Origin of the sequence: Mycobacterium sp. (genome assembly GCF_032159775.1) — a bacterium.
Lineage (GTDB): Bacteria > Actinomycetota > Actinomycetes > Mycobacteriales > Mycobacteriaceae > Mycobacterium.
The window spans coordinates 1-19416 of the sequence record NZ_JAVHWK010000136.1; the positions used below are offsets into that span (position 1 = coordinate 1).

Here is a 19416-nt window from a genome sequence, read left to right on the forward strand (position 1 = left end):
CCTCTGGTTCAACGCGATCCAGCCGAGCGTCTCCCTCGTGGTGCCGTACCGGTCGAAGTGCCGCTGCGCGTTCAAGGCGAGCGTGTGCGCGGCCGATGTCGCGCCGAAGGGCATCTGCCAGCTCGAGGTGCGGGCGCCCCCAGGCGGTGACATCTTGCCTTCCTTCAGCAACTGCTGGAAGGTCGCCTCCCACAAGGTTCGGAAGCACAGCACATGGCGGGCCATGCCGGTGGCCACGGCCATCACCGCCGCGATCAGCGAGCCGCCTGGACCGAAGGTGTCCATTCCGCCGTTGATCCACGCAGGCCGCAGTCCGAGCGCACCCTCGAGCGCCGTCACCCCGCCTTCACCCATGCCTGCGACGTCGAGTCCGGGATACGTTGAGAGTCCGTCGATGTCGTCGAACGTCAATCCCGCGTCGGCCACCGCCTGCTCGCAGGCGTCGATGGTCAACGACAATGGTGGCACCATCTGGCGCCTGCCGATCTTCGACATGCCGATTCCGGTGATGGCCGCCGCGTCCTCGAACTTCTGCGTGGTCAGCATCGGCGATACGTGCTTGCCGAAGTCCGCGGGTGCGATCTCGTCGACCGCCTGCGGCCCGGTCCTCTTCTCCGCGGTCGGCGTGAACACCGGCAACCAGACGGGGCCGACCTTGTCCTCGATCTTCTCGAACCGGACCTCGACGAGCCGGCCGAGCTCCAGCTCCTCGGGCTCGCAGTCAACGATGTTGGTGGTCAACCGAACCCGCGGGTCCTCGACGATCGCGACCTGCGCCACTACATAGGGCGGCGGCAGGTCAGGAAAGCCGAAACGGTGGTTGACGGTGAAGGCCGACAGGGTGGCCTCGCCCGACACGTCGCGCACACCCATGTTGCGACCACGGCAGTACCGGCACACCGGCTGGGGCGGATGGATCAGTGCATCGCAGTCCTTGCACTCCTGGATCCGCAGCACGCCGTCGGCGCCCGCAGTCCAGAAGAATTCGTTCTGCGGGTTGACTTCCGGCAGCGGTCTGGTCACCGGACGAATTCCGATATCGCCTCGTTGCCGTCTGTCGCGGGATCGGGTTCTTGCGCGTCGCGAAGGTCCGAATGTGCGGCCCCGTCACGGGAGGGTCGATGTTCTCCCATCTCGATGATGGCGTGCACGGGGCAGTCCAGCAGGGCCCGCGTCACCGCGGCCCGGTCCTCTTCGGGGATCGTGCCGTTGCCCTCCAGCGACGCGTATCCCCAGTCGTCCAGGGAGAAGTACTCCGGTGCATGCTTGGCGCACGCGCCGAAGCCGTCGCAGACGGTCCGGTCAAGACGAATCTTCATGTCGTCACCGCCGCCTCGATCTCATATGGCCGGTCCGCCGTGAACGCGCCCGCGCGGCACGAGTCGCAGTCGTTGTCCAGGTGCCGCGCAACGATTTGCGGGAACGCCGTCAGCAGACTGGCGGCCACGTTGGTCGCCGCATCCAGCGTCGCGCAGGCGCCTCGCCCGCGAAGCACCACCGACCATCTCTGTAGCCGCTCCAGGTCGTCGTTGGTGGCCACTCCGTCGCGGAGCGCCTCGGTCACCGCCGACATGGCGGCGGTGCCGTTGAAGCACGAACCGCACTGGCCCGCATTCTCGCGGTCGAAGTACGCCATCACCGACGCGGCGACGGCCACCGGGCAGTCCTCGGTGAGGATTGTGATCGCTGCGCAGCCCAGCCCGCTGTCGAGGCGGCGCACGGATTCGTGGTCCAGCGTGATGTCGAGGACGTCGTTGTTCAGCAGGCCGGCGAAGTAGCCGCCCATCAGGACGCCGCGCACCTGATCGGCGGGCACACCGTGGAATTCGAGCAGCTCACCGAACGGCAGGCCGTGTGGCAGCTCGTACAGCGCCGGTGGTCTGCCCGCACCGGTGATCGTCGCGAGGAACGTTCCCGGCGACGTCGACGTGCCCTGTGCGCGGAACGCCTCGGCACCATGCCGGTGGATGAATGGGATCAGGGCTAGCGTCTCGACATTGCTGACCATCGTCGGAAGGCGGCCGACACCCTCGTCGAACGGGCGGGGCGGTTTGTCGGTCGGCTTGGCCGGACCGCCGTTGAGCGCCCGCACGGCGGCCGTCTCCTCGCCCGCGACGTACCCGGGGTCGACCGTGCGCACCGTTATCGTCAGGCCGTCCAGAATCTCCCCGTCGATCTCAGCAAGGGCGCTTCGCACCGCTTCTGCGGCAGCGCCGTCGGAGACGTAGACATGCGCACGGTCGGCTGATACCAACCGTGCCGCCAGGCGCAACCCGTCAAGCACAAGGTGCGGGCGGTGCCGCAGCAGCCACCGGTCCTTGATCGACGCGGGCTCGCCCTCTTCACCGTTGGCGACCACCACCGCACCGCCTGCCGCCCGACCGTTTGCCCGGACGGTCTTCAGCTTCACCGCGAGCGGGAAGGCGGCGCCACCACGGCCGAGAATTCCGGACAGGTCGACCTGGTTGAGCAGGCCATCCGGGTCGTCGAGCGTCCGGTATCCGCCGGAGTCGCGGTAGCCGGAGTAGTCATCGGCGCCGTGTCGCAGCAGCCGCGGCTCGAGTCCCGGCCACACCGCTACGGCGAAATCGGTTGTGGCCGTCATGGCTTCCTTCCGTCCGCGGTTAGGGTTGCCGACATGAGAACCGCGGTGGTGCGTGTGCTGGTGGACCCCGCGGGCCGCCTCACCCCTGACCAGTTAGCGGATGGCATGGCGGCACTCCGCGGTCTCGTCGACGCGGACATCGAGGTGCTGGACGGCAATATCGTCGCGATGCCCGCGGGCCGTCGGGAAGTGCAGATGCTGATGGGAGGCGACGACGCCGAGCACATGAAGAGTGCCGCGGTCGCGTTGTGCGCGAAGGCCTTCGGCACGGACCCCGCCCCGGGTGTACTGACCTACATCAGCCGCGGCAGCGACGACGACGTGCACGGCGTGCTTGCGGGTTTCGGTCTTGTGGGGGAGATCGCCCGCGCGCAGGGAGACGACGGCTTCGACATCGTCACGGTGACGCTGCGCAAGGCCGACGTGGACCGCATCCCGGAGAGCCGAATTCACACCGCGCTCGAGGCGTCCCTCAACTGCGAAGTGCACATTCGAACGACGTAGCGCCATTACTTGTCCAGAAACTTCAGAATCGCGGGCGCGGCCTGCACCCACGTGTCGAACATGCAGAACTTCTTGCCTCCGCTGGCGGCGAACTTCTCGCCAGCGCGTTCCCAGGCGTCCTCGGGCCACGGTGGGTCGATCAACGTGGAGCCCTTGATCAGGCAGTGGACTTCCAGCGATGTGCGCTTCGGGTGATCCCAATCGTTCTCGCCGCCGCGGATGATCAGCGTCGGCACCGTGATGTCGTCGAACATCTCGTCCTCGACACCGGGAATGGTCTGGCCCGGTTTCGAGACGAAGGCATTGAGCCAGCGCAACATCACCTTGAGGAAACCGTCGACGTCGAGTGCGCGGAATCGGTCCTCGTTGTGCGGGTTCTCGGCGATACGTTCCCTCCACTCGCCGACGCGCAGCAGGCCGTTGATGCCCGCGCCCCTCGTCGCCAGGATGCTCGGGACGATGTAGTGTCCGCCGAGCACAAACGAGCCGTAGACCCCGCCGACGATGTTCCACACCACCAGCTTTCGCACGATCTCGGGGTAGAGCATCGTGGTCAGCATGGAGTCGCGGGCTCCGCCCGAACCGCCGGCGATGATGCACGGCCCGATGTCGAGCCCGGTGATCAGCGCGTGCAGCGTCTCGGCGCGCATGTGGGACTCGCTCTTGCCGTAGAACTGGACGTCCGACTTGCCGCAGTTGGGCCGGTCCCACAGCAGCACCCGGTAGCCGCCATTGACCAACGCCTGTGCCAGCGGCCGAAGGCCCGGGATATCTTTGCTGAAGCGGCCGCCCGGGGTCAGCGCGATGAAATCGCCTTCCTTGCCGAGGATTTCGTAGACGACATTGCCGCCGTTGACCTCGAAGACCTTCTCGCCGCGCTTCAGCTTGGGCCCTGCCGATTCAGTAGTGGTCATGCCTGCACCAGCACATCGTTGCCGACGACCCGGACCGGATAGGTACGGATGCTCCACTCGGGTTTCACCGCGGTGGTGCCGGTGGCGAGCTCGAATCCCCATTGATGCCAGGGGCAGTAGATGAATTCGAGGTCGCGGACCATGACGGCATCACCGGGTACTTTCTCGTCGACGACCGTTCGGCCCCGCGCTCTGCCGGAGCACAGCGGGCCGCCTTCGTGCGGGCAGTAGTTCGCGATCGCGTGAAATGTTCCATTGACGTTGTAGACACCCACGCCGTGGCGTCCGATCGGAACCAACTTGTGTGTCCCCGGCGGGATTTCGTCGAGAGTGGCTACGACGTGCTCACGCCCCTGGGCCAGCCGGGGCGGTTTCGACTCGTCCGGCACAGGTCAGAACACCCGAACCTGGCCCTCGAGGGCGGGGACCGTCTCGGGCAGGTGATACGTCGCGATGCCATTGCGGAACATGACCGCCTCACGGGCGTGTTCGGGTAGGTGCTTGACGAGCCAGCGCGGGTCGTCGAACGTCCAGTGCGGGTAGTCCGACGAGAAGAGCAGAATTTTCTCGCACTCCATCCACTCGAACGCCCGTGACAGCTCGGTCTTGTCCTCGGGATAGTCCAGCGGCTGGGTGGTGAACTTGATGTGGTCCTTGACGTACTCCGACGGTTTGCGCTTGATGTCCAGCCACGATTTACGGGCCTCGTAGATGGCGTCCATCCGCCACATCAGCGGCAGGATCCAGGTGAAGGCGTGCTCCACCAACACGATTCGCAGGGTGGGGAACCGGTCGAAGACTCCGTCGAAGATCAAGCTCATCACCTGGTTGGCTGCCAGCAGCGAGTAGGTGACCATGAAATCGTGGTTGTAGCTGGGGAATCCGACGGGCGGAATCGGCAGCTCCTCGTGGTGGCCGCGGGACAGGTGGCAGCTCACCGTGATGTCGTGCTTGGTCGCGGCGGCCCAGATCGGATCGTATTTGGGATCGCCCCATGACGGCCGTGGCTCCGCCTTGATCAGGATCTGACCCATGTAGGGATGGCCTGCCCACTTCTCGATCTCGCCGGCGCCCGCCTCGGGCTCCTCGATCGCGACGCAGATCGAGCCGCGCCACCGCTCGTGCCAGTTGTTATGGCTGTCCAGCCAGTGATTGGCCTGCCAATCGTTCAGGCCGCAGCTGATGGCGTGGTTGGCCTCGCGGAAGCGGGCTGGGTAGGCCGCGGGCTCGAGGATTGCGATGTCCGCGCCCGCCTCCATGATCAGCTGCTTGAACGCCAGATCCGGAGAGCTGCCGGGAAATTGGCCGTCATCGGGGAAGGTGTCGGCTCGCATCGCGTACGCGTGCGCGTAGTCGGGAGCGTCATAGTAGATCTGGTCCCCGATCTTGCGGGCCAGGAAGTACTTGCTGCGCCACGGCTCCGGGATGTATTGCGTCAGCTCACCGCCGCGCGGCGTCGGATGGACGTCGGAGTCGACGCACCGCACAGCAATTCGCTCGGCAGCGGGGATGCGCTCCGTGGTGGTCACCGTCATCGTGGTCTCCCTTGCTCGAAACCTCTGCTACTACTGTGCGCTGACACCGGCCTCAACGTCTATCCCGTAGAGCTGCGCGGCGTTGCGCCAGCACAGCTTGTCGCGCTGTTCGGCCGTGTATGCGCTCGGCACTTTCAGGTCGTTGACCTGCCAATGCGGGTAGCTGGACCCGAACATCAGCATGTCCTCCTTGCCGGTGAAACCAAGCCACTCGCCGGCGAACTCGACATCGCCGGGGCCGTCCATGACGCCCTGGATGAAAAAGACGTGTCCGGGCAGGTAGTCGCTGGGCATCTTCGGCGCCCATGGTGTCTGTTCGAGGTGAGGGCGGCCGAAGCAGTCCATCCGCCACATGAACGGTGTCAGCATGTCCGCCGCGCCGTCGGCCCAGACGAACTTCAGCTCCGGCATCCGTTCGAATACCCCTTCGGCGATCATGTTCATCAGGTGATACAGGTAGTTCAGCGCCATGAAGCTGACGTACTGCTCATAGGTTCTGGTGACGCCCGATGGCGTCGGCGCGAACGAGAGGCCGGACCCGACCTCGATGTGCACGGCGACAGGAAGGTTCGCGTCGACGGCCGCCTCCCAGAGCGGCCAGTACTGCGGCTTTCCGTAAACCTCGCGCGACTGCAGGGGCACCCCGATCTGCACCACCTTGGGATGATCCTTGTATTTCGCGATCTCGCGCAGCGAGCCGGCGACGTCGTCGGGATTGATCCGGATCGTGCCCCGAAACCGATCCCGGTAGGACCCGTCGTCGAGCCAACGCGTCACCATCATCTCGTTGTGGCCCGCGGCGATGGCGGTTCCGAGGTGACGATCCGGCATGATGCCCCGCGTCATCGGGTGCAGGATCGCCACATCCACGCCACGCTGGTCGAACAACTGGTGGCCGACGATGTCGGGATCCGAACCGGGGTACTGACGGTCGGGGCCCTCACTGCCCTTCACATACTCGCCGCCGGGGGCGCCGTACCAGTCCATCTCGTAGTCAGGGAAACCGCGGCTGCGATACGGCTCAGCCATGAAGTTCGTGCGAAGGTCCTTGTTCGACTTGACGAAAATGTGCACGCTCGCATCTATGACGGGCGTCGTCGCTCCGTCAGGATGTTGGATCACCGAGGGCCTCCGATGTCTGCCGGCATGCACCGGACATACAGCCAGTGTAAAGCCAAGTTCTTCATTGGCAAGAATTGGGTTCTCAAGCGCAACGCTTACTTCTCCGCAGGTCAGGGCGCGCGCTGGTCACATGCACAGTAGCCCTCCCCCGAAACGAGGTAGTCGCATTTCGAGAACAGTTACGACATCTAAGGAGAATGTTATTCTCATGCGCGACGGGTAATCGCACCAGGAGGCGCCGGATGCTACTCGAGTTCGATGCGGATCAGCGGCTGTGGCAGGACACCGTGCGCGATGCGGTCGGTAAGCAGTGCCCGCCGTCGCTGGTGCGGGAGGTCGCCGAGAACGGCGTCGACCCAGCACCGCTGTGGCAGGCCTACATCGACGCGGGCTGGACCGAGCTGACCGACCCGGAGAATGCGGTTGAGCTCGCGATCGTCTGTGAAGAGCTCGGCCGTGCCACCGACCCGACACCGTTCCTGGCGACGCTGACGCAGTTCGCGCCGCTGGTCGGCGACCGTTTCGAACCGCAGCGCGCCGGCGCGGCCATCTACGACGGCATCACCGCCTACCGCGACGCCGACGGCTGGGTGCTCGACGGAACCGCGCGCCACGTCCTCGACGCCGACCGCGCCGACCGACTCGCCGTCGTCACCGATGGCGGCGTGTTCCTCGTCGACGCGGACCAGACGACCATCCGGCGCAGCAAGGTCTTCGACCCCGTGTTGCACATCGCGGACGTGTCGCTGTCGGGCGTGCGGCTGGCCGACGTTGAACGGCTGCCGATCGATGCGGAGAAGGCACGTCATCTGGCGCTGACCGGAATAGCGGTCACCACCGTCGGCGCATGCCAGCGCATCATCGACCTCGTCCTCGAGCATGTGAAGCAGCGCCAGCAGTTCGGCGTCGCGATCGGATCGTTCCAGGCCGTGCAGCACAAGGCTGTCGACATGCACGTCGCCACCGAACGCGCGCGCGCCTTATCCTACTTCGCCGCGCTGACCATCTCGGCCGACGATCCGCGCCGCCGTATCGCGGCGTCGATGGCCAAGGCGGCGGCGGGGGAGTGTCAGGCCGTCGTGTTCCGGCATGGCCTGCAGCTGTTCGGTGCCATGGGCTTCACATGGGAGAACGATCTCCAGTTCGCGCTGAAGCGCGCCAAGGCAGGCGAGCTGCTGCTCGGCGGCGCGGCCGAGCATCGCGCGCTGATCGCGGAGGAATTCGATGCAGCTGACTTTTGATCCCGACGTCGAGGAGTTCCGTGCCGAGTTCTCGACGTTTCTCGACGAGCACCTGCCGAGCGAAGCCGACACGCTCGAGCGGCCCAGGTCGGTTTCGCACATGCCGGGGTGGGCGCGCAAGTGGCAGCGGCTGCTGTTCGACAACGGATGGCTGCTACCGGCGCAGCCGCCCGAGTTCGGCGGCCGCAACGCCTCGGTGCTGCAGCAGTTCGTCCACCTCGACGAGCTCTGCCGGCGCCGCATCTACCACAGTTTCAATCCACAGGGCGTCAACATCGTTGCGGCGTCGCTGATCTCGTTCGGATCCGACGAGCAGAAGCACAAGTGGGCGGTCCCTGTACTCAAGGGCGAGATGACCGCATCCTTGGGGATGAGCGAGCCGAGCGCGGGCTCCGACCTGGCGTCGCTGCGCACCCGCGCCGTCGCCGATGGCGACCACTTCGTGGTCAACGGTCAGAAGGTGTGGACCTCCGGCGCTCACGATGCCGACTTCCTGCTGACGTTCGTGCGCACCGACCCGGATGCCCCCAAGCACAAGGGCATCAGCGTGCTGATCATCCCGACCGACACCCCCGGGGTGGTGTGCCGCCCGTTCGCCGACATCTGCGGTGAGGACAACAAGGACTTCAACGAGGTGTTCTTCACCGATGCGCGGGTGCCCGCGGAGAACCTCGTCGGGCCTCTCAACGGCGGCTGGGGTGTGGCCAACGGCTCGCTCGGCCATGAGCGCACGATGATGTGGCTGGGCTTCGCCGACCGGATCAACAACATGATCAGCGACTTCCGCCCGCGCGGAGAACTGCAGCGCGACCAGTTCGCCACCTCGGTGATGGATTACATCGCCCTGCGCGCCATGGGTTCTGCGGCGCTGGCGAAGGCCGCGCGCGGCGAGGCCGACACCGCATCGGTGTCGGTGCTCAAGCTGTTCGGCTCCGAAGCGGAGCTTCGTACGGCGGATACCGCGCTGACCGCGGCGGGAATCGACGGGCTGCTCCATCCCTCGACCACCGGCCGCTACGCGCACATGAACCTCGACCACTACTTCGCGAGCTGGTTCGAGCGGTATGCGCGCAGCTACTCGGGCACCATCGCAGGGGGCACCTCAGAGATCCAGCGCAACATCATCGCCCAGCAGGTGCTCGGCCTGCCGCGGCGCTGAGAACGGTGACCGAGACGCTGCTCGTCGAACGGCCGCTCGACGGCGTCCTTGTCGTGACGCTGAACCGGCCGCAGCGACTCAACGCAATCAACGATGTGATGCGGCGTGAGCTCGCCGAGATGCTCGTGACGACGGCGGACGACGAATCGGTCAGGGCGGTCGTGCTGACCGGCGCAGGCCGCGGCTTCTGTTCCGGCATCGACATGCGCGATTTCGGCCAGGGGGTGCCCGACGCCAACGCCCCCGCCATCGACCGGCTGCGGTTCCAGGAGTCGATGTCGGCGCTACCACGCGCCGTCTGGGGATTGCCGCAACCCGTCGTCGTCGCGGTCAACGGCCCCTGTGTCGGCGGGGGACTGGCGCTGTGTCTGGCTGCCGACGTCCGGATCTGCTCCACTGCAGCCACATTCGGTAATGGCGCGATCCTGTTGGGACTGTCCGGCGCGGAAATGGGCATGAGCTATCACCTTCCGAGAATCGTCGGAACCAGCGTCGCTGCCGACTGGATGATGACCGGCCGCACCGTCGCGGCCGACGAGGCCGACCGGCGGGGGCTCGTCAGCGAGCTGGTGGAGCCCGACCGGCTGGTCGGGCGCGCCATCGACATCGCGTCCGCAATAGCCGAATTGGCACCGCTGGGGGTGCAGCTGACCAAGCGTGCGCTGCAGGTGAACGCCGATGCCACCGGACTCGACGCGGCGATGGAGCTGGAGAACCGCAACCAGGTGCTCAGCCACGCGTCCGAAGACGCCGCTGCGCGACGGCGCAAGTGGTCGCAGGACTGACTTTCGACGGAAGGACGACGATGGCGTGGGACTTCTCCACCGACCCGGACTGGGCGGAGCAACTGGCCTGGGTCGAAGACTTCGTGCGCGCGGAATGCGAGCCGATCGATCTGATCGTCAAGGAGTCGCACGACCTGAACGATCCGGTGCGCCAGGCGCTCATTCCGCCGCTGCAGCAGATCGTCAAGGAGCGTGGGCTGTGGGCCACCCACCTCGGCGCGCATCTCGGCGGCCCAGGCTATGGCCAGATGAAGCTGGCGCTGCTCAACGAGATTCTCGGCCGATCCGAATGTGCGCCGATTGTCTTCGGTTCGCAGGCACCGGATTCCGGCAACAGCGAAATCTTGGCCCACTACGGGACTCCCGAACTCAAGGAGCGCTATCTCGAGCCGTTGCTCGACAACCGGATCGTGTCGTGCTTCTCGATGACCGAACCCCAGGGCGGCGCCGATCCCAAGGTGTTCACCACCGAGGCGGTCCAGGACGGTAACCAGTGGGTCATCAACGGCGAGAAGTGGTATTCGTCGTTCGCCTCGATGGCGTCGTTCATCATCGTGATGGCGATGACCGACCCGGACGCGCCTCCCTATCAGCGGTATTCGATGTTCGTCGTGCCGGGCGACACTGCCGGCATCAACGTGCTGCGCGATGTCGGCCTCGGCTATCAGCCGCCCGGCGGCGGCGGCCGCGAAGGATATGTGCGCTACGAGAACGTCCGCGTGCCAGACGATCACATGCTCGGACCTCGAGGCGGCGCGTTCGTGGTCGCGCAGACGCGGCTGGGCGGCGGCCGCATTCATCACGCCATGCGGACCGTCGGCTTGGTCCGGCGCATCTTCGACATGCTCACCGAGCGAGCAGTGTCGCGTTACACGCAGGGTGAAGTGCTTGCGAACAAGCAGATGGTGCAGGAGATGATCGCCGACTCGTGGATGGAGATCGAGGCGTTCAGGCTGCTGACCCTGCAAACTGCGTGGAAGATCGATCAATACAACGACTACAAGGCGGTGCGAGCTGACATCTCGGCGGTGAAGGCGATGATGCAGAAGGTGCTGCACGACGTGTCGGCCCGGGCATTACAGCTACACGGCTCGCTGGGCACGTCACACGAGATGCCGTTCGTGCAGTACCTGACCGAGTCATTCGTCCTCGGTCTTGCCGACGGTCCGACGGAGGTGCACAAGGCCACGTTGGCCCGCTTGTTGTGCAAGGACGTCAAACCTGCACCCGACGTCTTCCCGTCCGAGCATCTGCTGCGACTGCGGGACGCGGCCGAACAGAAGTTCGCCGACAAGCTGGCTGGGATACCGCGGACGTGACGAAGGAAGGTCCACCGTCGTGCGACGGCAAAGTGGCCCTGGTCACCGGCACCAGCCGGGGACTCGGCAAGGCGATCGCACAACGCCTGGCCCGCGAGGGCGCGACGGTGGCCCTCACGGCACGCACCATGGAACCCGACCCGAAATACCAAGGATCCCTTCGTCAGACGCTCGCCGAGATAGAGGCCGTCGGTGGGGCCGGGGTGGCGATCCAGGCGGACCTTTCGAGCGCGCAGGACCGTGAGCGGCTGTTCGCGGAGGTCGTCGAACGCGTGGGTGCGCCCGACATCCTGGTCAACAACGCCGCGGTCACCTTTCTCCGGTCGCTCGATGAGTTTCCCGAACGGCGGGTGCGACTGATGATGGAGATGCATGTGCTTGCGCCGCTGCACCTGACGCAGTTGGCGATACCGGTCATGCGCGAGCGCGGCCGCGGCTGGGTGCTCAACGTGACGTCGGTCGGCGGCGATCTGCCTGCGGGCCCGCCGTTCTCCGAGTTCGATCGCGCGGCGGGGTTCGGGGTCTACGGCACGGTGAAGGCCGCTCTCAATCGGCTGACCAAGAGCCTTGCGGCCGAACTCTACGACGACGGAATCGCCGTCAACGCCGCGGCACCGACGAACCCGGTCGCCACGCCGGGTGCGGGCACCCTGGACCTCGCCAAGACCGACACCGAAGACATCGAGCTGATCACCCGAACCGCGCTGCTGTTGTGCACCGGCGATCCGAAGACAATGACCGGTCGCATCGCGCACACGCAGGAGTTCCTCGGCGAGGTCGGCTTGTCGACCTGACCTGTCGCGTTACCTCGGCAACTTCGCCTCAATCAACTCGGCGATGTCGCCTGCCTGAGTGACTGCCGGCCGTTGTTGAGGCCTGCATGCCTGAATATCGAGAATCACGTTCGCGGCGACCGCAAGTGCGCGTTGACAGGACCGGACCTGCTCGCCGCTGCCACGGGCGTAGGGCATCGTCAGCCTGCTCGGAGAGGCGGTGAGATCGCCGCTGCGCCACGCGGGCAACGGCTGATCGTTGAGCCGGATGTTCACGCGATGGTTGGTGCACTTGGCCCACCGATTCGCCGACTCGGTGAAAAACCGTTGCGCGGCTTCGGTACTGCGGTATGAGACGACCGACTGCACGACGAGGCTGTTCCAGTTGTCACTATCTGGGGAGCGAAGCATCTGTTGGCGCATTGACTGCCACTCGCTCGGGTCATATATCGGTGCCTCGTTGACCTGCCAGACGCCAAGGCAGTTCAGGTTCGGCAGCAGGTTGCGGTGGTCGCCCATCTGCTGGACGGGCGGGTGCGCGATCATGTTGTCGGTCGACATCACCGCGTCGATGTCGTCGCCGTTCAGCAGCAGCCCGGTCAGCGCCGATTCGGACACCGACTTCGGTTGCTCGTTGGCGGCTGGTGCTTGCGCGCACCCCGTCAGCCACGAAAGGCCCACCGCGACAGCGCTTGCCAGTGCCGTCAAGCGTGAGTGCCGGCCGCTGCGCATGCCGCTTGTGCCTTGGTTGCGTCGTCGTTCATCTCGGTGGCCGTGGTGTTCAGGCTGTCGCCGGGTATCCGAAGGCCCATCTTGACCAGCAGCTTGGTCGCGTCGACCGACCACTTCCGCACCGGATCGGCGATCTCTGGCTGCAGGCCGGGTGTGTTGGCGGCGGTCATCGCCACCCCCGCCGCCTGCCGGAGTGCGGTGCGCCCGACGACATTGCTGTCGCTCACGGCCGGGTCCGCGTAGTCCGAACCTTCGAAGGTGTCGGCGAAGTCGCCGTAGTAGGTCGCGGAACCGTCGAGCACCTCGGCGAATGCCGCGCAGGCCGTGACGGCGGCCGGGTCGGCGTCAGCGGAGATTCCGACGGTAGCGACCTGCACTGGACCTGGCATAGACGGGTCGGCGCCCACGTCATCCGCGAATGACGTCGCCGGCGAGATCAATCCCAGCCCAACAGCGATGCAAGACGTGGTGAAGGTGGCGATACGGACGTGAGACGACCTCAACGTGCCTCCAAAAATTTCGCACCGTGCGAAGTTTGCTCAAACCTGGTGTCGACGCTGCTCGCGATCGCGGCGCCTTTCGCCCTGCAGCGCTGCCGGGCATGTCGACCAACGGTTGATCAACGAGATGTCCGGCCGTTGAACGGCGACCCAACGCGCGGCTGATAGCGGCGATCCATCTCATTATCCGAAGCTGTGAAATCACCTGAGAGTTAGTGCGATACCGGACAGAGCACCAGCATGACCGACCAGTCGACAACGGGATGGGCATTGTTTTCCGTGGGTTCACCGACTGGAAACCCGGCCATTGGATGCTCCCGGCGACAGATCGTTTAAATCCGATGGGTCCCCCACGAGAGGCGTCGAATCGAACATGTCCACCCGCTTTGCCACCATGGCAGCAGTACTGTGCTTGGCAGTTCCGATCGGAGCAGCGGCGCCCGTCGCCATCGCCGATCCGCCGGCGCCTCCAGACCCTGCAGTGCAACCAGTGGCCGACGCCACCAACCCTCTGCCACCCGAGGGCGCCGTTCCGTCGGCTCCTCCCGGAGTCCTGGACACTCCCGACGGCTGGCACCTCGAAGTGGTTGGTAGCAATGAGACACAGCTACCGGTCGCCCCGTTGACGACCGCCATCTCGTCGCGCGAATATCTGGTCGCGGGCACCTTCACCGGCAAGATCACCGGTAGCGGCAAGACCAAGCTCACGGGCGGTTCGATGGAGGCCGGCGAACAAATCGGCTGCGGCATCATCTCCGACGAGACCGAGATCAACCCCGGCGCCAGCTTCACCCCTGGCATCGCGATTCCGTTCACCGGCAACGCAACTGGGGGTTTCGGCCTCAGCCTGCAGGGCAAGGTGTACCTGAAGCCGGGCACGGTGACGTCCGTCGCCATCGACAAGAAGTCGTTCAAGGGTAGTTCGACTCGCGTCACCATCACGGGCGTCCGGATCAAGACCGACCAGTGTGCAGGGCAGTCCTTCATCCGCTCGTACGCGACGTTGACGAGCTCGACCGACAACACCGACGACGTCATCACCTATCTCGGCGTCACCAAGGCCGTCTGACCGCAATGCAACTCGAACGGAAGACCCTTATGCTGAATCGCTTTGTCACGTTTGCTTCTTGCCTGCTGATCGCGGTCGGGACCGCGCCACTCGCAATGGCCGATCCGCCTGAGGAGGATCCCGGGCCGCCGCCGGACAACGGGGTGGTGGCTTCGGCCGCGCCCGGCGTGGTGACGACGCCGGACGGGTGGGTGCTGACGGTCGCCGCCAGCAACGAGACGCAGCTGCCGGTCGCGCCTCTGACTACCGCGGTGTCCTCGCGCGAGTACCTGGTCGGCGGCACCTTCACCGGAGTGGTCTCGGGCCATGGCAGCACGAGTCTCAGCGGCGGGGCGCTTGAAGCCGGTTACCAGATCGGTTGCGGCATCGAGCTCGGACAGGTGCGGCTGATCGGATCCGTCGGCGTCAGCACGTCGGGCTCGTCGCTAACCGGCGGCATCGTGCCGACGGGCGTCAGCTTCCCGATCTCGGGCACCATCGAGATCCACGCGAAACCCGGCACGGTCTCCAATGTCACCGTCGACAAGAAGACGTTCAAGGCAGCACCGGTTCGCGTCACGCTCAAGGACACGCATATCAAGGTCGACGGTTGTGTCGGCCAGTCGTTCCTGCGGTCATATGCGACGATGACGAGCTCGTCGACGGACACCGACGACGTGGTCGCCTACTACGGTGTCACCAAGGCTGTGTGATGCCGAGAGCTGGTGAAAAGCCGCAGGTGCGCAGCCTCTTTGCGGTCTCCGCGGTCGCCGTATTGATGGTCGGGGCGGCAGTTTCCGGCCCGGCGGTGGCCGCCGCGGATCCCGCCCCGCCGCCATCGCCGCCCGTGGACCCGGCGCCGCCAGAGACGGTACCGGTCCTCGGTTCGGACCTGGGACCGAACGGGTTGGCGGTGTTGGGGCAGGCGGGCGATCCAGCACCCGGTCCGCTCGGCGCGCCGAACATCACCGGACTCGATGGGACGACCGTGCTGGGTCAAAATGCAGCGCCGTCGGCGCCGGGCGCCGGCCCGGGAGTGACTCCGAACCTGCAGGCCTTCAACAACGCCTACGGCCCGCAACAGAATCTCATTCCGTCGGCGCCCGGCGAGGGCCAGCAGTTCGACGTGGCGCCGGGGGACGAGAACGCGAACGTCAACGCCCGGACGTGGATGGGTCGCTACATCGACATGTACCGCGCCGGAATGCTGAAGGGCGGTCTGTTGGGACAGGTGCCGCAGGAGCAACTCGGTGAGCCGCTACCGGGAACGGCGCCCCCGCCAGGTACCAACGTTCCTTCCGGGCTCGGCGAATTCCAGCCGGGTCCAGGAGACGCGCCACCCGGTGGTGCACCGCCTGCGTAGGGACCAAATAAATTGCTTGATTTAAACCGGGCCGCGGTGTCTACTGACACGGATGACCGCAGCGAGGGCGTTGAGCAGCGACCGCTCATCGGGCACGCGGGAGGCGCTGCTGTCAGCGGCTGAGCGGTTGTTCGCCGAGCGAGGCATGTACGCGGTCTCGAACCGCCAGATCAGCGAGGCTGCCAACCAAGGAAACAACGCAGCGGCGTGTTATCACTTCGGTACCAGGACGCACTTGCTGCGGGCAATCGAAACCAAGCACCGTGGCCCGATCGAAGCATTGCGCAGGCGGATGCTTGGCGAGATCGTCGGGTCGGGAGAGCTCCGGGACTGGGTGGGCACCCTCGTCCTGCCGCTCACCGATCACCTTGCCGCTCTAGGAAATCCGAGCTGGTACGCGCGCTTCGCCGCGCAGGCGATGGCAGATCCTACCTATCGCCAGGTCGTGACGAACGATGCGCTCACCTCGCCGGAACTCGTCGCGGCGATCAAGGGGATCAACCAATGCCTTCCCGATCTTCCCAAACGCATTCGCTCTCAACGAATCGCGATGGCGCGAAACCTGTTGATGCATACCTGCGCCGAACGCGAAGGCGAACTCGCCGAACACGGTCGCCGGGATAGGTCGACTTGGCCCGCGGAGGCGCAGGGGCTCGTCGACGCGATCGTCGGACTGTGGCAGGCCCCGGCAGGCCGTGCCTGAAACCCTCGGCGAAAATCACAGCCGGCGCAGTGCTCGGCCCAAAGCCCTCGATTCCCAGAGGTTCAGCACGTTGGCCAGCATCTGCAGCGGGGCGCGGACACTCTCGTCGCTCTTGATGGCCGGATCCGTCCGCAGTGTTGCCGTTCGGATGCCGGGCACCTTCGCGCGGATCACCGCAGGCACATCCAACAACCACGTGACACCCATCAGCGCGACGTAGAGCAGCACTTGTCGTTCCAGCTCGACAGGATCCAGCTCAGGTCCGCCCGATGCGTTTACCTCGGCGCACAACAGGTGGAGCAGCTCGGAGAAATGGTCGTCCCACAAGTCGATTTCGGCTCCCGACATCGCGCCCCAGATCGCCATCGCGAGGTTCAACTGACTCACGCAACCCCAGTCCATCAGGCCGCACTGCAGTTCACCCTGGTCGTCGGTCCAGAACCACGCGTTGTCGACGTTGGCGTTCCAGTGCGACAGGGCGATGTAGTCGCCCGCCTCGGCGAGATACCGCCAGATCGCTCGTTCCTGCTTGACCACCAGAAGCGCTTCCTCGGCGAAACGGGCCAGAAACTGCGTCGAGCGCACGTTGATGGGCAGTAGACGAGGACGTGTCTCGGAGAATGCGGTCAACCGCGCCAGCCGGCGGTGCAGCTTGTCAGGCGTGAGCGGCGGGGGTTGGCCCACCGCTGCAACCTGAAGGTCGACGGGGAACTCGCTTGTCAGCCGCTTCGGTAGCCGCCCTGATCGGTGCGCGCCCGCCAGCCGCCCGAGGGCGGTCAGCAGTGCGCGGTAGTGGTCGGCGGGCCGAGGCATCTCGTAGTCAAGGCATTTGTCGTACTGTCTCTCGAAGCCGTTGGTGCCGAATTGGATTCGTTGGCTGATGAGGATTCCGGTGCCGGTGGCACTGTGATAGTCGGCGAACTGCGCGCGCGGCACGGCGATCGGAAAGTTCGGCGAAAGTGACAGGGCGGCGAACCTGACCTCGGACTCCATCTGAGTTCTGCTGCGGTCACGCGCCGGATCGTCGAAGTCGCGGGAGAATTTCACGAACAACTGGGCGTGGTAGTCGGGCGCGGGGTCCCCGTACTCCACCTCCAGCAGAACCTTGCGACCGGTGCTGCCGCCGGAAACCTCCTCGCACCGGGTGACTTTCCTGACCGGGGTCGCAAACGCCTTGGAGAGGAATCCGACATCGCCGGCGCGAAGTGCGGCGGGGTCGGCAGGGAACGACAAGCCGGAATGGTCGCCGGTGACCCATCTGTCGCTCACCAGGTTTGCTCGGCTGAGCGCACCAGGATCTCGTTGACTGCCACTCGGCGGTCGCGGGTCACCATGTAGAGCACTGCGTCGGCGATGTCCTCCGGGCGCAGTTTGACCATGCCCGCGGTCCTCTCATTCTGGGCCTGCTTGGCTTGTGCAGGAAGGGATTCGGTGATTTCGGTGGCGACGGTGCCCGGCTCGACCAGCCCGACGCGGACTCGTTTGCCGATCAGCTCCTGTCGGATACCCTCACTGAACGCGTTCACCCCGAACTTCGTCAGCGAATAGACCGCCGTGCCGGGCCTGGCCACCCGGCCCCCTGTCGAACTGATCGTGACGACGTCGGCGACGCCCCGCGACGAGTCGGCCGCTGCCGCGATGAGGTGGGGCAGCGCGGCGCGGGTGGCGTAGAGGACGCCGCTCACATTCACCGAGACGAGGTCGTCCCATTCGGTCAGCGACGCTTGGGCGGCCTCGCCCATTCGCAGCAGACCGGCGTTGTTGACCAGCGTGTCGAGGCGGCCCAACCCAGCGATCGTTGCCGCCACCGCGGCGGCCACCTGCTCGGCGTCGGTCACATCGGCCGGCGTCGTCATCGCGGTGCCCCCAGCCGCGTCGATTTCGGCTTTCAGCTCATCGAGACGGTCGGCGCGACGGGCGAGAAGCGCGACCGCGGCTCCCTCGGCGGCCAATTTGCGCGCCGTCGCGGCGCCGATACCGCTGCTGGCGCCGGTGATCAACGCCACGGTGCCAGAGAGTGCGTTGTTCATCGGGTCTCCTCCGTCACGTGAAAACGTAGTCATTGTGCTCGCCGAGGTCAGGAGCGCCGCGTTGGATCCGCGCCGGATTGTTCGACATCCGCCACGATGGACCCAGGACGGGGCGTTGTCCCTCAACGTGGTCGGACACGAACAGATACGCGCCGCGCGCCCACAGTGATTGGTCTGCGATGACGTCGAGGGACGTGGCGCATTTGGTTGCGGCCACCCCGGCGCCGCGCAACCGTTGCGCAAGCTCCGCAGCGTCATGCGGCAGGGTCAGGTCGGAGAGATCGCCGTCCCCGAGCGTCTCCCGCAGCGCAACGCGTTCGGCGTCGTCGGCCACCGCGATGATGATCCAGTCACCGCCCGCACACGGATAGCAGCCGTGCGGCGACATGTCGGGATTGTTGTTGCCGTCCGGTCCGAGTCGCTCACCGGTCAGTGTCTGGCGCAGCACGCTGTCGCCGATCATCGACGTCAACACCTCGACGGCGGAAACGTCGACGAACTGTCCCTGCCCGGTCAATTCGCGATGCATCAGCGCTGCGATGGCCGCGAAAGCCGCTGCGGCGCCGACGGTCGAGTCGCCGTAGCGCATGCTGACCCCCAATGGCGGACCGCCCTCGTATCCCACCAGCGAGGCCAGTCCCGCCAGCGCGGCGAAGCACGGTGCGTAGCCCGTCTGATAGCCCATCGGCCCGTCGTTGCCCCACATCTTGATCGACACTGAGATGATGTCGGATTTGACGGCCTGCAGGGCGTCGTATCCCAGCCCCCCTCGCTCCATCGCCCCCGGGCGCAGATTGTTGATCACGATGTCGCTGCGGCCGATCAAGTCGCGCAGCGAGTCGAGGCCGGACGGTGTCTTGATATCCAGGTCGACGCTGAGGATCTCGGGATTGATGCTGAGGAAGAACGGCGCGCGGTTGATGTCGGTTCCGCCGTAGGCGCGCATCTCCTCGGGCCGCTTCGAGTCTTCCACCTTGATCACCTCGGCGCCCAGGAATGCCAGCAGCTTGCCCGCATACGGCCCCGCCCACACCTTGGTGAGCTCGACGACCCGGACGCCTTCCAGCGGACCGCCCCGCGATG

At 65.8% G+C, this 19416-nt stretch carries 22 protein-coding genes; 10 read left to right on the top strand and 12 right to left on the bottom strand.

The genetic code is table 11. The annotated features are described in order from the left end of the window. The 3 genes from QOJ24_RS17740 to QOJ24_RS17750 form a co-directional block, all read right to left on the bottom strand. Positions 1-1023, bottom strand: a 1023-nt coding sequence (locus QOJ24_RS17740; RefSeq protein WP_526263517.1) for an OB-fold domain-containing protein, incomplete at its 3' end; no start/stop codon positions are given. Continuing rightward, positions 1020-1319: a ferredoxin gene (locus tag QOJ24_RS17745; protein ID WP_526263519.1), complete on the bottom strand. Its 300-nt coding sequence runs from the start codon at positions 1317-1319 to the stop codon at positions 1020-1022. The genes QOJ24_RS17745 and QOJ24_RS17740, both read right to left, overlap by 4 nt. Then, positions 1316-2605 carry an NADH-ubiquinone oxidoreductase-F iron-sulfur binding region domain-containing protein gene (locus QOJ24_RS17750; RefSeq protein ID WP_526263521.1) on the bottom strand — a complete coding sequence of 430 codons (1290 nt, stop codon included), beginning with the start codon at positions 2603-2605 and terminating at the stop codon, positions 1316-1318. Before QOJ24_RS17750 ends, QOJ24_RS17745 begins: the two co-directional genes overlap by 4 nt. Before the next feature lie 33 nt (positions 2606-2638). Between QOJ24_RS17750 and QOJ24_RS17755 the strand changes: the two genes are divergently transcribed. After that, positions 2639-3109: a hypothetical protein gene (locus tag QOJ24_RS17755; RefSeq protein WP_526263523.1), complete on the top strand. Its 471-nt coding sequence runs from the start codon at positions 2639-2641 to the stop codon at positions 3107-3109. Positions 3110-3114: 5 nt separating this feature from the next. Here the strand turns inward: QOJ24_RS17755 and QOJ24_RS17760 are convergent, their stop codons facing one another. The 4 genes from QOJ24_RS17760 to QOJ24_RS17775 are packed head-to-tail and all read right to left on the bottom strand — an operon-like array spanning position 3115 to position 6677. Next, positions 3115-4023, bottom strand: coding sequence for an alpha/beta fold hydrolase (locus QOJ24_RS17760; RefSeq protein WP_526263525.1), 909 nt, complete (start codon positions 4021-4023; stop codon positions 3115-3117). After that, positions 4020-4412 carry a Rieske (2Fe-2S) protein gene (locus tag QOJ24_RS17765; protein WP_526263527.1) on the bottom strand — a complete coding sequence of 131 codons (393 nt, stop codon included), beginning with the start codon at positions 4410-4412 and terminating at the stop codon, positions 4020-4022. Before QOJ24_RS17765 ends, QOJ24_RS17760 begins: the two co-directional genes overlap by 4 nt. 3 nt (positions 4413-4415) lie before the next feature. Next, positions 4416-5558 carry an amidohydrolase family protein gene (locus QOJ24_RS17770; protein ID WP_526263529.1) on the bottom strand — a complete coding sequence of 381 codons (1143 nt, stop codon included), beginning with the start codon at positions 5556-5558 and terminating at the stop codon, positions 4416-4418. A gap of 30 nt (positions 5559-5588) precedes the next feature. Then, entirely contained in the window at positions 5589-6677 is a 1089-nt protein-coding gene (locus QOJ24_RS17775; RefSeq protein WP_526263554.1) for an amidohydrolase family protein, read from the bottom strand. 245 nt (positions 6678-6922) lie between these two features. On the opposite strand from QOJ24_RS17775, the gene QOJ24_RS17780 reads away from it, so the two are divergent. Genes QOJ24_RS17780 through QOJ24_RS17800 form a run of 5 tightly spaced genes read left to right on the top strand, consistent with a single transcriptional unit; the run spans position 6923 to position 11978 of the window. Then, positions 6923-7921 carry an acyl-CoA dehydrogenase family protein gene (locus QOJ24_RS17780; RefSeq protein WP_526263531.1) on the top strand — a complete coding sequence of 333 codons (999 nt, stop codon included), beginning with the start codon at positions 6923-6925 and terminating at the stop codon, positions 7919-7921. Continuing rightward, positions 7905-9080 (top strand): acyl-CoA dehydrogenase family protein, encoded by a 1176-nt coding sequence (locus QOJ24_RS17785; protein ID WP_526263533.1) that lies wholly within the window; start codon positions 7905-7907, stop codon positions 9078-9080. The genes QOJ24_RS17780 and QOJ24_RS17785 overlap by 17 nt, the downstream gene beginning before the upstream one ends. A gap of 5 nt (positions 9081-9085) precedes the next feature. After that, positions 9086-9865, top strand: a complete 780-nt coding sequence (locus QOJ24_RS17790; RefSeq protein WP_526263535.1) for an enoyl-CoA hydratase/isomerase family protein — start codon at positions 9086-9088, stop codon at positions 9863-9865. A 20-nt stretch (positions 9866-9885) separates the two neighbouring features. Beyond that, entirely contained in the window at positions 9886-11184 is a 1299-nt protein-coding gene (locus QOJ24_RS17795) for an acyl-CoA dehydrogenase family protein (protein WP_526263556.1), read from the top strand. Continuing rightward, positions 11181-11978, top strand: a complete 798-nt coding sequence (locus tag QOJ24_RS17800) for an SDR family NAD(P)-dependent oxidoreductase (protein WP_526263537.1) — start codon at positions 11181-11183, stop codon at positions 11976-11978. Before QOJ24_RS17795 ends, QOJ24_RS17800 begins: the two co-directional genes overlap by 4 nt. Positions 11979-11987: 9 nt before the next feature. Here QOJ24_RS17800 and QOJ24_RS17805 read toward each other — a convergent pair whose 3' ends face one another. Then, entirely contained in the window at positions 11988-12689 is a 702-nt protein-coding gene (locus QOJ24_RS17805) for a sensor domain-containing protein (protein ID WP_526263539.1), read from the bottom strand. Further along, entirely contained in the window at positions 12662-13147 is a 486-nt protein-coding gene (locus QOJ24_RS17810; protein WP_526263558.1) for an Rv2240c family protein, read from the bottom strand. Before QOJ24_RS17810 ends, QOJ24_RS17805 begins: the two co-directional genes overlap by 28 nt. Positions 13148-13562: 415 nt before the next feature. Between QOJ24_RS17810 and QOJ24_RS17815 the strand changes: the two genes are divergently transcribed. From QOJ24_RS17815 to QOJ24_RS17830, 4 genes are read left to right on the top strand one after another with little or no spacing between them, the layout of a single operon-like run. After that, a complete protein-coding gene (locus QOJ24_RS17815; RefSeq protein WP_526263541.1) occupies positions 13563-14258 on the top strand; it encodes an MspA family porin in 696 nt (231 codons plus the stop codon). Between the two features lie 29 nt (positions 14259-14287). Further along, the gene (locus QOJ24_RS17820; protein ID WP_526263542.1) at positions 14288-14950 is read left to right on the top strand and encodes an MspA family porin; all 663 of its coding nucleotides are present in this window, start codon (positions 14288-14290) and stop codon (positions 14948-14950) included. Further along, entirely contained in the window at positions 14950-15600 is a 651-nt protein-coding gene (locus QOJ24_RS17825) for a hypothetical protein (RefSeq protein WP_526263544.1), read from the top strand. The genes QOJ24_RS17820 and QOJ24_RS17825 overlap by 1 nt, the downstream gene beginning before the upstream one ends. A gap of 52 nt (positions 15601-15652) precedes the next feature. Beyond that, entirely contained in the window at positions 15653-16303 is a 651-nt protein-coding gene (locus tag QOJ24_RS17830) for a TetR/AcrR family transcriptional regulator (RefSeq protein WP_526263546.1), read from the top strand. Between the two features lie 15 nt (positions 16304-16318). Here the strand turns inward: QOJ24_RS17830 and QOJ24_RS17835 are convergent, their stop codons facing one another. The 3 genes from QOJ24_RS17835 to QOJ24_RS17845 form a co-directional block, all read right to left on the bottom strand. Next, positions 16319-17572, bottom strand: coding sequence for a hypothetical protein (locus tag QOJ24_RS17835; protein WP_526263548.1), 1254 nt, complete (start codon positions 17570-17572; stop codon positions 16319-16321). Continuing rightward, complete coding sequence (locus QOJ24_RS17840) at positions 17569-18333, bottom strand: SDR family NAD(P)-dependent oxidoreductase (protein WP_526263550.1); 765 nt, start codon at positions 18331-18333, stop codon at positions 17569-17571. The genes QOJ24_RS17835 and QOJ24_RS17840 overlap by 4 nt, the downstream gene beginning before the upstream one ends. Before the next feature lie 13 nt (positions 18334-18346). After that, on the bottom strand, positions 18347-19416 hold a 1070-nt coding region (locus QOJ24_RS17845; RefSeq protein ID WP_526263552.1), incomplete at its 5' end, for a CaiB/BaiF CoA transferase family protein.